This window comes from Bartonella sp. MM73XJBT.G (genome assembly GCF_028618435.1).
GTDB lineage: Bacteria > Pseudomonadota > Alphaproteobacteria > Rhizobiales > Rhizobiaceae > Bartonella.
The window spans coordinates 296,915-311,957 of the sequence record NZ_JAQISW010000001.1; the positions used below are offsets into that span (position 1 = coordinate 296,915).

Genomic DNA, 15,043 nt, shown 5'->3' on the forward strand with positions numbered 1-15,043 from the left:
AAGAACGAGGATTTAAGAACGAGGATGGGCTTTTTGGTAAATTTTCAACAAATGATCTGTATCAACATGGGTATAGGTTTGTGTGGTGGAAAGACTCGCGTGCCCAAGAAGTTCTTGAATCGTTCGCAAATCTCCTCCTCGTGATAAAAGATGGGTGGCAAAAGAATGACGTAGTGTATGGGGGGTGGCTGTTTCTGGCAAACCAAGACTTGTGCGTAAGTTGCGTACAGTTTTTTGAATAATAGCTGGCTGTAAGGGACCACCTCGCGCACCGCGAAACATGGGTTGGTTATCTTTTAAAGGATATGGGCAACATTTGAGATAATTTTGTACAGCCTCGTAAACAATTTTGATGAGAGGGACAAGGCGTGTTTTTCCCCCTTTTCCTGTTATGAATAAACTTACTTTTTCAGGGTCAGAAAATTGTTCTGGTGTGAGACTTAAGGCTTCTGATATGCGCATTCCACAGCCATAGAGAAGCATAAGGACAGCGGCATTGCGCGCGTTAATCCAAGCTTCGTTTTCTAGCTGATTTTCTTGTTTGACGACGTGAAGAGCTGATTGTATCGCTAAAGGTTTTGGGAGCGACTTTGGATGTTTGGGGCTTCGGATAAGCTGAGCTGCGGGAATATTGACGATTCCTTCGCGAGATAGGTATTTGAAAAAAGAACGGATGCCCGCTATTGCGCGGCTTAAAGAGCGCGCACTGACATTGTTTGTACGCCGATAAGCAAGATAAGCACGCAAATCACTAACGCGCAAATGAGCGAGATCTGTGAAAGTTGGTGCTTGGCTTAAATGTTGACAGAGAAAAGATAAAAATTGCCGCGTATCACGTTCATAGGCTTGTGCTGTTTGTACGGACATACGACGGTTTTTTACGAGATGCTCTAACCAGTTTTTCCTTGCAGTTAAAACCGCATGGTCGGCTGGAATGAGAGGACTATTTTCATCTTTTCTCTTGTCGTTTTTTATTGGCATTATCTAGTTGAGAGTTTCTTTCTTTGTAGATTTTTTATCGTCGACGTGACCATTCTTCTTTTCAGGTTGCTCTTCACGATTGATAAGTTGTTTTTCACCTTTAAGAGAGAGTATTTTTAAAAGATTATGCGTTGACATTAAATGCGCAAAAATTAATCCTAAAAAGCCATTTTTATGAAGTTTGGCAAGTTGGCTGGCTGATAATTTATTCAATTTTTCTTCGTCAACAACCCAAAAATTTTCCAATTGCGCTGAAAGCCCCTTATCGTTTTTCACATTGATTGATTTTTGACTGAGAAGATCCATTTCCACAAGAGCATCAATAAATTCAGAGGTTTTCTCCATCGCGATTTTAAAACTTTCAAGAAAATGAATACGTTCTTCCATAAAAGGAGAAATAGAGCCATCAGAATTAAAAAGTTCTGTTCCTGCAACTTCATTAAACATTCCTGACTGTTGATCAAAGCAAACAGAAAGTTCTTTTTCATTGCTAATTTGTGCTAAAACAAAAGGATAACGACGAACAAAAGCCGGAACATAAGTATTGGTTTTCCAACTTTTATCAGAAGAGATATAGTCATTTTCGTCGTTAGAAAGACCAACAAGAGCGGCGGATGTATAGTGCCGTTTTTTTTGTTCATCTTCAGCGCACATAAATAAAATAGGATAGTCTAGGGCTGCTTGAAAATATTCAGTACTGGCTAAAGGAACCCAGTGCGTATCTTTGGCAAAAGACATATCACTTGGTGGCGCAAATTTTAGATTTTTATGTGAAACTTTGTTGATTGGCGTGATATCTTTGTAAAATAGCATAATATTTGCCATAAGACTTTCTCCTTTATTAATTTGTTTTTGTTACCAAGAAAGGTCTTTTGGGAAGATTGTCTTATATGGCAACAAGATTGAGTAGAAATGATTAAAATTGATGGTTCATTTTTGAGAGATAATGTTTTTTCATGAAGTATAATAAAGAAAAGCTTAAAAATAAAGTCTATCTTGCCATTATTGGTGTGCCTCACGGTATAAGAGGAGATGTTTTTGTTAAAATTTTAAGTGCCGAGCTACAACGTTTTAAGTCTTACAGGACTCTTTATGATGATATGGGGCGTTCTTATGAAATTGTAACTCTTCGCACACAAAAAAATAACGCCATTGTGCGTTTTAAAGGGATCGATAATCGTAATGATGCTGAGTCTTTAAAAGGAATTCGCCTTTATGTGATGCGTAATCAATTAATTGATGATTTGGATGAGGATGAGTTTTATCAAGTTGATTTAATAGGCTTGCGTGTTCAAGAATACAGGGGAAAAATCTTAGGAAAAGTATGTGGTTTTTATAATTTTGGGGCTGGTGATTTGCTTGAAATAGGTTTGAATACAGGCAAAAGAGTGCTTATTCCCTTTAGTAAGGTAGCGGTACCAGAAATTTGTATGGATTCTGGTTTTCTTATTGTTGATCCCATGGCCGCTGGCCTTAGTGATGGGAGAGAAAATGATCAGTAAAGAAATGGCTTGAATCTATGAAAATAAAGGTGAAAGTGAAAAATAACTGGTGAATTTTGTCAATAAAAAGTGAACAGTATGAAAAGATTAAGAGAACATTTTGAGCAGATATTGTAGCATTTTATCTCAAAATATTCCTGAGTTTTAGAGTCTTTTTTGAAAGTGTAAGTACGAAAAGTACAGTGTTGAACAGGTCACAGGTTAAGAAGATTCTAATTAACGCTATAGCGTTATATTGATTTTGCTTATGCTATTTTGACTTAAAAGAGTTTGTTGAATAAAATGAGGATGAAAAAATAACAATGAAGTTTCAGGCGCGCGTTTTAACTCTTTATCCTGAAATGTTTCCTGGTTTTTTAGGATATTCTTTAGCAGGGCAAGCTTTAGAACGCGGAATTTGGTCACTGGAGACAGTGCAGATTAGAGATTTTGCTTTGGATAAACACCATAGCGTTGATGATACACCCGCTGGTGGGGGGGCTGGTATGGTGATGCGGGCGGATGTCTTAGCAGCTGCGCTGGATTATTGTCCACAGGATTCGCCAAGATTATTGATGAGTCCACGTGGGCGCCCTTTTGACCAAGCTTATGCGCGGAGTTTGGCTAGTGATTCGGGTTTAACACTGGTTTGTGGACGTTTTGAAGGCGTTGATGAGCGAGTCATAGAAGCACGAGAATTAAAAGAAGTCTCTATTGGTGATTATATTCTTTCAGGGGGTGAAACTGCCGCACTGGTTATCTTAGATACTATTATACGTCTTCTCCCTGGTGTAATGGGAAATCAAGCTTCTGCAAAGTGTGAAAGTTTTGAAAATGGTTTGCTGGAACATCCCCAATACACGCGTCCTTCTCTTTTCGAAGGGCGGGGTATTCCGCCCGTGTTAACCTCAGGTCATCACAAAGCGATTGCAGATTGGCGTCAAAGACAGGCCGAATTGTTAACACGTCAACGTCGTCCTGATCTTTATGCGCGTTATGATAAAAATCGTCAGAAAACTTGATTCATAGGATAAGGTGGTGTATGGCATGACTTTCTTTTTGAGAGAATTTTGAATAAAAGGTTTTCTATAGTTCCAAAAGTAAAATGAAGGAATGGTGTATTCGCTCCTGTGTTAAGGCATAACCTAAAGAGCATCTTTTCGTAAAACAAGGCTTTTTGGGTAAGAGTTGGGCGCTCTGACTGTTCGATAAAGAACATGAAGGATAAAGAAATGAATATTATCGCACAGCTTGAAGCTGAACAATGTGCAAAAATTGAAGAAAAGCGCCAATTTCCAGCCTTTAAACCGGGAGATACTGTCCGTGTCATGGTGCGTGTGACGGAAGGTACGCGGACGCGTGTTCAAGCTTATGAAGGCGTGTGTATTGCCCGTTCAGGCGGTGGGTTGAATGAGACTTTTACAGTCCGCAAGATTTCTTATGGTGAAGGGGTCGAACGTGTATTTCCTGTTTATTCTCCCTTGATTGAAGCTGTTGAGCTGGTGCGTCGTGGTAAAGTGCGTCGGGCAAAACTCTATTATCTTCGTGGCTTGAGAGGTAAAGCCGCCCGTATTGCTGAAAAGAGAGATTATCGAAAAAAGGGTGAAAAGGGCGTTGAGAAAGTAGAGACACCGCCTGTAAGCGCAGATGTTGAAATACAAGTTTCTGAGTAAAAATTATATCGGTTGAACTTTATACAAAAGCGGCTTTTATGCCGCTTATTTGTGTCTTTAGTGATTCGTTTTGTCATTTAAAAGTCTAGGAGGAGACATAAAAATGTTTAATATATCCAAATTTTATCCCTTTTTTATTCTTAGTAATAGGTGAAGTGCAGGGTATCATTGCACATGTCGTGGATATTCAAACGGAATAAGTATCATTTGAAAAAATATCTGTTTATATTTGATAAAAGATGTTAGACCTTTGACGTTAAGATAAAAGTGTATTAGATTAAGGCAAGTTTTGCGGATCATATCCGTGGAGTAATCGGTTTTTTTTATGCGTGACCTTTAATCCGTTATTTGAGACAACCGACCTGTAATCGGTATCTTCAGATGCCAAACAAGTAAAAATGAGAAATATATTTGGTCATTTTGTGTGAGTTTTCTCGTTCATTGCGGTTGCAAAAAACCAGGTCAGGATATTTTATGACAGAGACAACTAGGATAAAAGAGCGCCCACGTTCCCCTCATATAAGTATTTATCGTTGGACAATTACTATGGCCATGTCCATTGCACACCGCATTACGGGTATGGCACTTTATGTTGGAACGGTTTTTCTTGCTGTTTGGTTAGGTGCTATTGCGTGTGGAGAGGAAGCATTTAGAACAGTTCACGAGATTTATAGTTCTTGGTTTGGATTGTGTATTTTGTTTCTTTATACCTTGGCAGGGGTTCATCACATGGTTGGTGGTGTTCGCCACATTGTTTGGGATCTGAAACCTTGCCTTTTGGCGAAAGAAAAGGCAACAGTCACTGCTTGGGCGACAGTGTTTATTTCTCTTATTGTTACTTTTGCGATTTGGATTATTGGGTATATCGTTGTTTAGCTGGGGGTGAAAAGAGCCATGAAAAAAGATTTTCGAACGGAACTTGGAAAAGTACGGGGGCGGGGGAGCGCGCATGAGGGAACAGAGCATTTTTGGCGAGAACGTTTGACAGGGTTTATCAATCTACCGCTTTTGATATTTTTTATTGTTCTTATTCTTTCGTTTGTGGGCAAGGACTATACTATTGTGCGTGCAAGGCTTGCACATCCTATTGTTGCTATTTTGATGGTACTGATGACTCTTTCAGTTCTTTATCATATGAAACTTGGTATGCAGGTGGTGATTGAAGATTATATCCCACGCGAAGGCTTCCGGTTATTCTTTTTGACATTAAATATTTTATTTTGTTTTTTCATGGGTGGTGTCATTATTTTTTCTCTTTTGAAAATTGCATTAGGGGGGTAAACAAATATGGCGGGTACAAGATCATCTTTGGGCGCTAAAGCAGGTAACGCCCCTTATCGCACTGTAGATCATAAATTTGATGTTGTTGTTGTTGGGGCAGGTGGTGCAGGATTACGTGCAACATTGGGTATGGCAGAACAAGGATTAAAGACAGCTTGTATCACGAAGGTTTTTCCAACGCGCTCACACACCGTTGCAGCACAAGGGGGAATTGCCGCATCGCTTTCAAATATGGGACCTGACAATTGGCAGTGGCATTTATATGATACCGTAAAGGGGTCTGATTGGTTGGGGGATACCGATGCAATGGAATATTTGGTGCGTAATGCCCCTGCTGCTGTGTATGAATTAGAACATTATGGCGTTCCTTTTTCTCGAACGCAAGAAGGAAAAATTTATCAACGCCCCTTTGGTGGACATACGACACAATTTGGTGAGGGTCCACCTGTGCAGAGGACTTGTGCAGCAGCGGATCGTACAGGACATGCCATTTTGCATACGCTTTATGGACAAAGCTTAAAGCATAATGCGCAATTTTTTATTGAATATTTTGCACTCGATCTCATCATGACCGATGGGGTTTGTACTGGGGTTGTGGCGTGGAATCTCGATGATGGTACAATACACCGTTTTTCTGCTAAAATGGTTGTTCTTGCAACCGGCGGTTATGGACGTGCTTATTTTTCTGCGACATCGGCGCATACCTGTACGGGTGATGGGGGTGGAATGATCACACGGGCTGGATTACCCCTTCAGGATATGGAGTTTGTGCAATTCCATCCTACAGGGATTTATGGTTCTGGCTGTCTTATTACTGAAGGTGCTCGTGGAGAAGGGGGCTATTTAATCAATTCTGAAGGTGAACGCTTTATGGAGCGCTATGCACCTTCCTTTAAAGATTTGGCCTCACGTGATCTGGTTTCGCGTTGTATCACGCTTGAAATTCGTGAAGGGCGTGGCGTTGGACCTAAGAAGGATCATATTCATTTGGTTCTCAATCATATTGATCCTGCAATCTTGCATGAGCGTTTACCAGGAATTTCCGAGTCTGCTCGAATCTTTGCAGGGGTGGATGTAACAAAAGAACCTATCCCCATCCTTCCAACGGTTCATTATAATATGGGCGGGATTCCTACCAACTACTACGGGGAAGTTCTCAATCCAACAGCTGATTCGCCTGATCGTATTCAACCAGGATTAATGGCGGTAGGTGAAGCGGGATGCGCTTCTGTTCATGGTGCTAACCGCTTGGGATCAAATTCATTGATTGATCTTGTTGTGTTTGGACGTGCTGCTGCTATTCGTGCGGGTGAAGTTATTGATCGGAATACAGAAGTTCCGCCTTTGAATGAAGAAGCTGTTGACGAAATTATGGCGCGTTTTGATCGTTTACGTTTTGCGCAAGGAGCGATACCAACAGCTGTCTTGCGTGAAAAAATGCAACGCACAATGCAAGAAGATGCTGCTGTCTTCCGTACAGAAGGTTCTTTGCAACAGGGATGTCAACGGATGAATAAAATTTGGGGGGAATTGTCTGATCTTAAAGTCACAGATCGTTCCTTGATATGGAATTCTGATTTGGTTGAAACTTTGGAGCTTCAAAATCTCATGGCAAATGCGATAATGACTGTTCATTCTGCGGCAGCACGTTTAGAAAGCCGCGGCGCTCACGCCCGTGAAGATTATCCAGAGCGTGATGATAAAAATTGGCGAAAACATACGCTTTCACATTTGACAAAAGAAGGTAAGGTGACGTTATCATATCGACCTGTCCATGTGAATCCACTAACATCTGAAGCTGATGGTGGAATCGATTTAAAGCGCATTGCACCTAAAAAACGGGTTTATTAAGGGGAGAATGAAATATGGTACAAATTAAACTTCCCAAAAATTCTCAAGTAAAACCAGGAAAGGTTTGGCCTAAACCTGAAGGTGCGACAAAACTGACAGAATTTCATGTTTATCGTTGGTCGCCTGATGATGAGGAAAATCCACATTTGGATACCTATTATGTGGATCGTTCTGCTTGTGGTCCTATGATTCTTGATGGGCTTTTGTTTATTAAAAACCATATTGATCCAACTTTAACACTTCGTCGTTCTTGCCGTGAAGGCATCTGTGGTTCCTGTGCCATGAATATTGATGGGTTCAATACGTTGGCTTGTACCAAAGGTATGGATGATGTAAAACACCCCATTAAGGTCTATCCTTTGCCTTCCATGCCGGTGGTGAAAGATTTGGTTCCTGACTTGAAGCGTTTTTATGCACAACATCGTGTGATTGAACCTTGGTTGCAAACCGTTTCACCTGAACCTGCTAAAGAATGGTTACAAAGTCACTCTGACCGGCAAAAAATTGATGGTCTTTATGAGTGTATTTTGTGCGCTTGTTGTCAGACATCATGCCCGAGTTATTGGTGGAACGGTGATCGTTATTTGGGACCAGCCATCCTGCTTCAAGCTTATCGTTGGATTGCTGATTCACGCGATGAGATGTGTGGTGAGCGTCTTGATAATTTAGAAGATCCTTTTCGCCTTTATCGATGCCATACGATTATGAATTGTACACAGACTTGTCCAAAGGGATTAAATCCAGCAAAAGCAATTGCTGAAATTAAAAAACTCATGGTTGAACGCCGCCTTTAAAGAGTTTCTCATTCATGAAAATAAAGGTTAAGGCGAGAATGCTATAGCCTTTGGAGATTAATCTCTAAAAGCGCATGGATTTCTTATAAGGAGGCCGTAACGATAATCATTTTAAAAGCGAAGTCATCGTCTTAAAAACAAGTTATTCTTTTAGAAGCAATCCTTGCTAATGGCTGGAAAAAACTCATGATTAAATACTATCCCGTTGATTAATTCATAAAAAGTAAAGTAAAACACAGCAAATAGTGTTTTTTATCCTTCTTGAGATTTAATCTCTAAAAGTTTATGGGTTTTCATAAAATAGTTAACACAATTATTATTTATTATTGTTTTAAAAAGGCATAAGTTTTGTGGGTAAAATAAATACTTAAAATAGCCTTCTATGTAAAAACACTATGCCATGTGTTTTTGTTTTCATTAAATTCGTATTAAAGTTCTTATTTTAATGCATGATTTGATTGATCGTTTTTTATAAAAGAAGGCTAGCTTATATCAATACAGCATAAAAAAACAAGGAATACTATCAACGTTATAATGTATGTAACTCATTCAAATAAAATACAAATGAGTGACGATAGTCTATAATTTTACGATACGTTTATTATAATATCGAAAATACTGCTGATATTTAGTGATTGGGCGCTTTGATATCACCATCACATATATTTAAAAGTATTTAAAGAATATATTGTATTTCAGAGATTCCATTGTTAGTCGCATAAAAAATAAAATTGATAGTTCTCAAAATTAGAGAATGTAAAATCACTCTCTCTTATTGCGATGTCCTATAATTAGGAAGGCTGTGGTTTAAAACTATCGTGATATCAAACGATTTTAATTTATTAGGGAGCTTAAAAAGATTTTTAAGAAAATATCAAGTTTATAGTTTCTCTAAAATTTTAGAAAACGGTCGTCGAAATTTTAAAAAAATGTATTGTGTATATAAAATAAGTGATGTTTGTAGATTTGTTTGAAGCCGAAAGAATTCAATCATCAAAAAAATGTGTTTTATTTTGATGAAATTTGTAGAGCCTCATTTTATATGTTTTTATCCATAAAAAATATAGAATATTCTAAGTTTAACTTCTATTTTTAGGTTACTGAATTTCATTGCTGCTTACATATATGGTTAAATAAATTTGTTTAAGCTGTCAAAGCGCTTTTTTTATTTTTCGGTATAAGAAATATTTCTGCACATGAAAGAAAGTTCGCCACATATTAACGGTATAATTTTTCATTGCTTGGGTGTTTATGCTGTTATTCCGTAAAACACCATTCATTTGAGATGTGGTTATAAAGTGTTTAAAAGGTGAAATCTGCTAGGAAAGGAGATGGATTACAGATCGGCGCGGGTTAAAAATCTTTCTCCTTTGAAATAGTGTTTGGTGAAGCCTGCTAGACAATCCCGTAAACTAGAATGAAATCCATGGGGACAGACTTTTAATTCCGTTTCTTTTATATATTATGATAGAGAATTCACATGAATATGACTAGGATCAGTTACAAAAAAAGAAATCATTGTGAAAAATCAAGCTTGCTTGTTTCTTATATTCTTTAAGATGGGCTGGTCCTCATGCAACACAGAATGACTCAAAAGGAATGCATTTGTGTTGCCAATTCACGGGCTTGTTTTTAAAAGACACTGCTCACACTTGTTACTAGCCATTTCTCGGTGGTGCCAGTGAATGGGATAACGATAAAGCCCTCATGGAAATAGTATAAAATTTATAGAGCACCACCATTTTTAGGCTTATGAAGGAGCAAGTCAGCATTATCACACACTTTGTTAAAGTCCTGAGCGTTTGAGATAGTTCATAAGAGGTATTTTTAATGCTTTCTTATACAGTTTTTGTCCACGCAGAATTTCTCGCTTGTAACATTCAAGCAAGCTGTTTTGGTTAATTCAATATAAACAGATTTGGGATGAGAAAACCCTGTAATATTAAGATCTTTTATCCAACTTACAAGACAATGAACACTCTTTATAAATCAATGTTAGGTGCTTTAAGAAGTGTAATTATAGATCTTTACTTGTCGGAACTTTTGCTCTTTGAACTATTGAGAAAAGGGTAGTATTCGTGCGTAGGATTTACCTATATAGCTTATAGACATTGTTTTTGAGGGTGGGAATATGAAACCTCATCTGATATGGTTAGCAAAGCTTTCTTTAGAGAAATTTTATTGTTTACAAGTTGATGTAGAATAAGAATCTTTTTTTGTTTAAGGAAGGAAACCGATAGGCCGCTATACGTTCTATTCTTGAATAAAATGTGATTTATAAATGCTCAATCAGAATGATCGTGTATTATGAGGCTTTCTGTTTCTGAAGATTGTTTGGGTAAAAAACATGTTTATTGCTCACTTAAAATAAGTTTTTGTCTTGATGACGATAATTATTGGTGTTGATTGGTATCTGTTTCATGAAGCTCTTATTGATAGGCAAATAAATTTTTTTTGCATTAAATATATCTTTTCAAAAGATAAATAGAAAGAATGATTGATAGAATCTCATATGCGATTTTGTTTTTTGTCATGAAGAGTGCAGAAAATACATTGGAGAGGCAAAGAGAACGATGCTCAATGAAAAAGCCGTAACAATTGGTTACGGCTTTTTTTGTCTGTATGCTATTATTGAAAAGATAGCCTCTGTTAGGCGATTTTTGATTTAGCAAAAATTGGATCGTAAAAGATTTCAGAAAGTTTTCTATCTTTAAAGAACAATACGACGTCAACTGTTGTGTAAAGAACAATCTTTATCATTTCTATCTCAAGTTGGCGGCCAACTTCTGATCTTTTAATCAAGGTGGCACATCGTTCAAATGTCTGCAAGGCACTGTTGGCATGTGTTGTTGTAATCGATCCAGGATGACCTGTGTTGAGTGAATTGAGATATTCCCATGCTTCATTGCCTCGTAATTCAGCAAGAAAAATTCGGTCAGGCGATTGACGCATACAGGCATCTAAGCATTCTTCAGCTGAAACACGCCCCACATTGTTACCATAAATCATATTTACGTGATTAGGATGATTGGGTAGAAAAAGCTCATGAACATCTTCAATCGTGATGATCCGCTCTTCTACAGGGACTTTTTCAATGAGGGAGCGGGCAAATGTTGTTTTACCAGATCCTGTCTTGCCTGCAATGATGATGTTGCGTTTGTAAAGGACGCATTCTTCCAAAAATTCAAGAATTTTTCCCTCACGTTTACGTTTTAAGAGCTGAACTTCAAATGGTTCTAATCGCGTGAAGTCCTGCTTCGATAACAAGTTATTGGCTTCTTTTGCTGAAGGCTTGTTAAAACTTACATCGGAAAAATCATCAAATGTTCCTTCTTCTTTGAGTTCTTCTAACGTCTTAACGATAAGAGAATGCTTACGAATCACAAAGGAAAGAGTACCATCAACGACAGCTGGCGTTTGGATAATTGTACCACGTTGTCCACCAGGCAAGAGCACGTAATTAATACTTCTGGGAGCCATACCGTTATAAACGATAATAGCTGTAATAAGCGTTTGTAAAAAAGCTGTTGTTAGCTCAGGTGCGCTATGGACCTGCCACCCGTTGAAGCTTTTTGTCCATACTTCACAGGGGCGGCAGATCGATATTTCAGTGATCTTCGGATCTTCTAAGAAACGATCAAGCGGTTGCAAAAGTTGAGAAACTGCTTGATCTTTTTGTATCGGGTTAACGTGTGACGAGACTGTAGACATCGCTGAAATCCAGATCACGAGCAACAAAAATATTCACTCGTTCGCCTTGGTGTTTATAAAGAGTTGGTGTGATATTGATGGAACTTTGAAGAACATCACTTACTACTGATTCAGCATTATGAGCTCCTTGAGATTGTGCGTTCTCTTTATTCTCTTTGCTACTTTTATTAATTTGACCTCTTACCCATTCTCCTAAATCACCGATGATACTCACCATAATTGCGCCACTAAATCGCTCCCAAAAGTGTTTATCAACCCAGCCGCCGATACCTGCTTCACCAAGAGGACCTGTACCGGGTGAGTCAAGATTGACAATAACTCCAGAAGGGGTTTCAATACGTAACCATTGCACAAATACACGTGTTTGTCCTTGCTGTAAGCCACTTTGGTAAAAACCAACGACTTTAGAACCACGATCAAGTAAAACAACACGACCACTTGTAGAATAAATATCCCGTGTTAAATGACATGTCGTCATTCCTGGTTGTGACGTGATGATTTTTGTTTCCAATGTACAATCTATTTGCGTTCCTTGCGTAATTAAGAGGTCACGGTTGCGAAGTTGCATCGCATGTGATTGGCCCAAACGTACAGGTTGGAGATTTAATGCCCCACTGTTATCATTGGAGGCTTTATTGTTTGTTTCTGTAGATCCTTCACTACCACCACTGTTAAGACTAGAACTGAGCATACGTTTGCGCGCTAATTCTTCAGAATCTTGGAGCATATGTGGGGGAACAGTTGTTTGGAGAAGTTTAGCCAAGGCTGGTGAAATATCTAGGCTTGATTCTTCTGTTTGTATTGGTTTTTCTACTTCTTCTACAGGTTTTGGCTCTTCTATAATCCGAGGGGTATAGCTTGGTATAACTTGCTGCACCGTTTGTTGAGATTTGTCTTCCTCAACTTCTACGGTACTACTCATTTTAAGAGCTTTCCAAGTTAGAGCAATCGGTATCGTTACTATGATAATAAGTCCTACGATTAACAATGCACGGGCACCTGGAATTTTTGGACGTTGTTCTGAACCTAGTTCAGAGCTTCCATAGGCATCTTCAATATGTTTTTGCTCTATATTATCCAGTTTTCTACCTTTTTCATCTCCTTTCTTATTGTCAAACATTATTTTCCTCCTTTATTGATGCGATAAACCACCGAAGATACTGTTCCTGTCGTGTTTGGTATACCATTGGGGTCATAGGCTTCATTAAAAACAGCGAGAGCGCGCTTACCAAGTCGTATGAGCCATTTAGGATTAACTTTATGGACGGCGATAATATCATTAGAACTACCGATAACGGTGCGTGGTATTAAGCTTTCATTCCCTTCAGCATCTACGACATAAATCGATGGCATATCCATGTTAGCGGGAAACTTGAAGTAAGTAATACGTCCATTGTCCCAAGCATTGATGGGAGCAATATCTTGATGACCGCTCATGGTGTAACTGAGATTATAGCCCTTTACGCTTTGGTGAAAACCACGTTCAATCGCAAGACGTCTGAGGTTTTCCTCTGACTTTTCATCGGTTGAATCGGGATAATGGAAAGCCAATTCATAGGTTGATCCCGCACGGTCATTTCGAAACTGTAGCCGGAATTTGTAACTCCGTTTGTCAGTTACAACGATAAGATTGGTATTAGCAAGTTCTGCTTTTGGTTTAATAAAGATATGCCGCCCTTTATGAGCAAAGGCATAGGCTTCTGAATCGCCAAAGGCATGAGTGATATACTGTTCACCTTCTTCAAGAATGATATGTGTTGCTACACCAAGAACTGTTTCAATTTGAACTACATCGGCTTCGTTATATGTTATATAGCGAATACGGTGATCATATTGTGAATTTGATGGACTTTTGAGTGCCTGCACAGGTATCGTATAAAGAGAAGAAAATGAAGATAATAGAACAACGAATGCAAGTTTTTTCATAACAATCAATTCCTTAATCATTCAACAGTATTTCCGGGTCAGAACGATAACTTGTTACTTGAAAACCGAGGGGGTTAAGCAATCGATCAGATGACTTCATGGGCGCACCGACATAGGTATAACCAATTGTTGCAATCTGGTGCTGCTTTGGCCCAGTAGCTGCACCGCTGCTGTCATGTTGTTGAGTCGTAAAACGTACAGTTGCTTGACCTAGTCCATTAGGCTGGATTGATCGTACTTTAACTGTGATACGTGCCTTATTGGAAAGCACTTTATCCCGTGCATTTTCCCCATCATAGATTTTATAATATTCTTGTTGAACCGCTGCTGCACTTAAAAGTGCTGTTGTGTCATAGTTTAGTTGAATGGTATCGTAGTCATAAGTTTCGCGGTTAAGTACATATTGGTTGAGCCAATATCTATCTACAACTTCACCATAGCTTTCTTCGTTCTCACGCATAATTGAGATAACATCAACAGCACCTGTTGTGTTATCAACGCGTAACACTAAAGGTGTAGGCGCTGGTTGAGAAAACCCAATGACGCCACATATCATACCGAATAAGCCAAAAAGACCAACAGCACCTGCTACACGCCATGCCGTTCTACGCGACCTTATAAATTCGTTTATGAGATCCCGCTCTAGACCGCGGCTTTCTTCATAATAACTGCTAAGCTGTTCGGCTTTCACTGGTTTTGCTTGTTTTGTTTTCATCTGTCTCCTCGCTTAATCTCGGCAGGGATTGTTTTATTAATAGGCACCCGGTTTCTATCATTTGGTTGTTTTAGCTTTGGCGCTAATGCACAAGCCGATAATATATTTACAATCAAAATCATAAGAATGATATTTTTCATTTTAATATTACTCTTTTTGATAATTAAATAAAGTCCAACATTTTTTATCATTATTATAATTTTAATGATAAAGTAAAGTGCATAGTGTATAATTATTTTACTTTTTTAATTTCATTTTTAAATTTATGAAAATAGCTCAATTTCAGTGTAAATATTTTTTACTGTAGGATTGGATAGCTGGTTGTTTTGTCCTACGGATATTAAGGAATATCCGTTACGAGAATCACTGCTTTTTATATTATCTAGTCTCTATATCTCCATAGATGAGCGACAGTGATTCCTTTTGCGAGAGAATTGGCAATATTTGACAGTTTGAGTAACAGCATGATGGATATAATGGACAGGATGAGAGCACCACCAAACATATAGCCTATATTTTGTGCGGCATCGACCTGCATATCGCTCAAATAGTTTGAGAAGATATTCATCATTAGCTTAAACACGGTTGCTAAGAGTATGAAGAGGAATGTATAGCTCAAGATCTGCGCTA

At 38.5% G+C, this 15,043-nt stretch carries 15 protein-coding genes; 7 read left to right on the top strand and 8 right to left on the bottom strand.

Annotated elements, in window-relative coordinates:
• Positions 1–12: 12 nt before the first annotated feature.
• Together PVV59_RS01170 and PVV59_RS01175 are read right to left on the bottom strand one after the other, a co-directional pair.
• Positions 13–981, bottom strand: a complete 969-nt coding sequence (locus tag PVV59_RS01170; protein WP_273754044.1) for a tyrosine recombinase XerC — start codon at positions 979–981, stop codon at positions 13–15.
• A 3-nt stretch (positions 982–984) separates the two neighbouring features.
• Positions 985–1,806: a SapC family protein gene (locus PVV59_RS01175; RefSeq protein WP_273754045.1), complete on the bottom strand. Its 822-nt coding sequence runs from the start codon at positions 1,804–1,806 to the stop codon at positions 985–987.
• Between the two features lie 131 nt (positions 1,807–1,937).
• Here PVV59_RS01175 and rimM point away from each other — a divergent pair, with 131 nt between their 5' ends.
• The 7 genes from rimM (at position 1,938) to PVV59_RS01210 (ending at position 8,061) form a co-directional block, all read left to right on the top strand.
• Positions 1,938–2,483 (top strand): ribosome maturation factor RimM, encoded by a 546-nt coding sequence (gene rimM, locus PVV59_RS01180; RefSeq protein ID WP_273754046.1) that lies wholly within the window; start codon positions 1,938–1,940, stop codon positions 2,481–2,483.
• A 302-nt stretch (positions 2,484–2,785) separates the two neighbouring features.
• On the top strand, positions 2,786–3,484 hold the full coding sequence (trmD, locus tag PVV59_RS01185; protein ID WP_273754048.1) for a tRNA (guanosine(37)-N1)-methyltransferase TrmD: 699 nt from the start codon (positions 2,786–2,788) through the stop codon (positions 3,482–3,484).
• Between the two features lie 210 nt (positions 3,485–3,694).
• Positions 3,695–4,135 carry a 50S ribosomal protein L19 gene (rplS, locus tag PVV59_RS01190; RefSeq protein ID WP_273754049.1) on the top strand — a complete coding sequence of 147 codons (441 nt, stop codon included), beginning with the start codon at positions 3,695–3,697 and terminating at the stop codon, positions 4,133–4,135.
• A gap of 474 nt (positions 4,136–4,609) precedes the next feature.
• Complete coding sequence (gene sdhC, locus PVV59_RS01195) at positions 4,610–5,011, top strand: succinate dehydrogenase, cytochrome b556 subunit (protein ID WP_273754050.1); 402 nt, start codon at positions 4,610–4,612, stop codon at positions 5,009–5,011.
• Positions 5,012–5,029: 18 nt separating this feature from the next.
• The gene (gene sdhD / locus PVV59_RS01200) at positions 5,030–5,416 is read left to right on the top strand and encodes a succinate dehydrogenase, hydrophobic membrane anchor protein (RefSeq protein ID WP_273754052.1); all 387 of its coding nucleotides are present in this window, start codon (positions 5,030–5,032) and stop codon (positions 5,414–5,416) included.
• Positions 5,417–5,422: 6 nt separating this feature from the next.
• Positions 5,423–7,267: a succinate dehydrogenase flavoprotein subunit gene (gene sdhA / locus PVV59_RS01205; protein ID WP_273754053.1), complete on the top strand. Its 1,845-nt coding sequence runs from the start codon at positions 5,423–5,425 to the stop codon at positions 7,265–7,267.
• A gap of 14 nt (positions 7,268–7,281) precedes the next feature.
• Complete coding sequence (locus PVV59_RS01210) at positions 7,282–8,061, top strand: succinate dehydrogenase iron-sulfur subunit (protein ID WP_273754054.1); 780 nt, start codon at positions 7,282–7,284, stop codon at positions 8,059–8,061.
• A gap of 2,649 nt (positions 8,062–10,710) precedes the next feature.
• On the opposite strand, the gene virB11 is transcribed toward PVV59_RS01210, so the two are convergent.
• The 6 genes from virB11 to PVV59_RS01240 form a co-directional block, all read right to left on the bottom strand.
• Positions 10,711–11,772, bottom strand: coding sequence for a P-type DNA transfer ATPase VirB11 (gene virB11 / locus PVV59_RS01215; protein WP_273754055.1), 1,062 nt, complete (start codon positions 11,770–11,772; stop codon positions 10,711–10,713).
• Positions 11,747–12,892 carry a type IV secretion system protein VirB10 gene (virB10, locus tag PVV59_RS01220; RefSeq protein WP_273754057.1) on the bottom strand — a complete coding sequence of 382 codons (1,146 nt, stop codon included), beginning with the start codon at positions 12,890–12,892 and terminating at the stop codon, positions 11,747–11,749. Before virB10 ends, virB11 begins: the two co-directional genes overlap by 26 nt.
• On the bottom strand, positions 12,892–13,698 hold the full coding sequence (gene virB9, locus PVV59_RS01225) for a P-type conjugative transfer protein VirB9 (RefSeq protein ID WP_273754058.1): 807 nt from the start codon (positions 13,696–13,698) through the stop codon (positions 12,892–12,894). Before virB9 ends, virB10 begins: the two co-directional genes overlap by 1 nt.
• 13 nt (positions 13,699–13,711) lie before the next feature.
• Positions 13,712–14,413: a virB8 family protein gene (locus PVV59_RS01230; protein WP_273754060.1), complete on the bottom strand. Its 702-nt coding sequence runs from the start codon at positions 14,411–14,413 to the stop codon at positions 13,712–13,714.
• Positions 14,410–14,553, bottom strand: a complete 144-nt coding sequence (locus PVV59_RS01235) for a TrwH protein (protein ID WP_241439200.1) — start codon at positions 14,551–14,553, stop codon at positions 14,410–14,412. Before PVV59_RS01235 ends, PVV59_RS01230 begins: the two co-directional genes overlap by 4 nt.
• 242 nt (positions 14,554–14,795) lie before the next feature.
• Positions 14,796–15,043, bottom strand: a 248-nt coding sequence (locus PVV59_RS01240; protein WP_342753205.1) for a type IV secretion system protein, incomplete at its 5' end; no start/stop codon positions are given.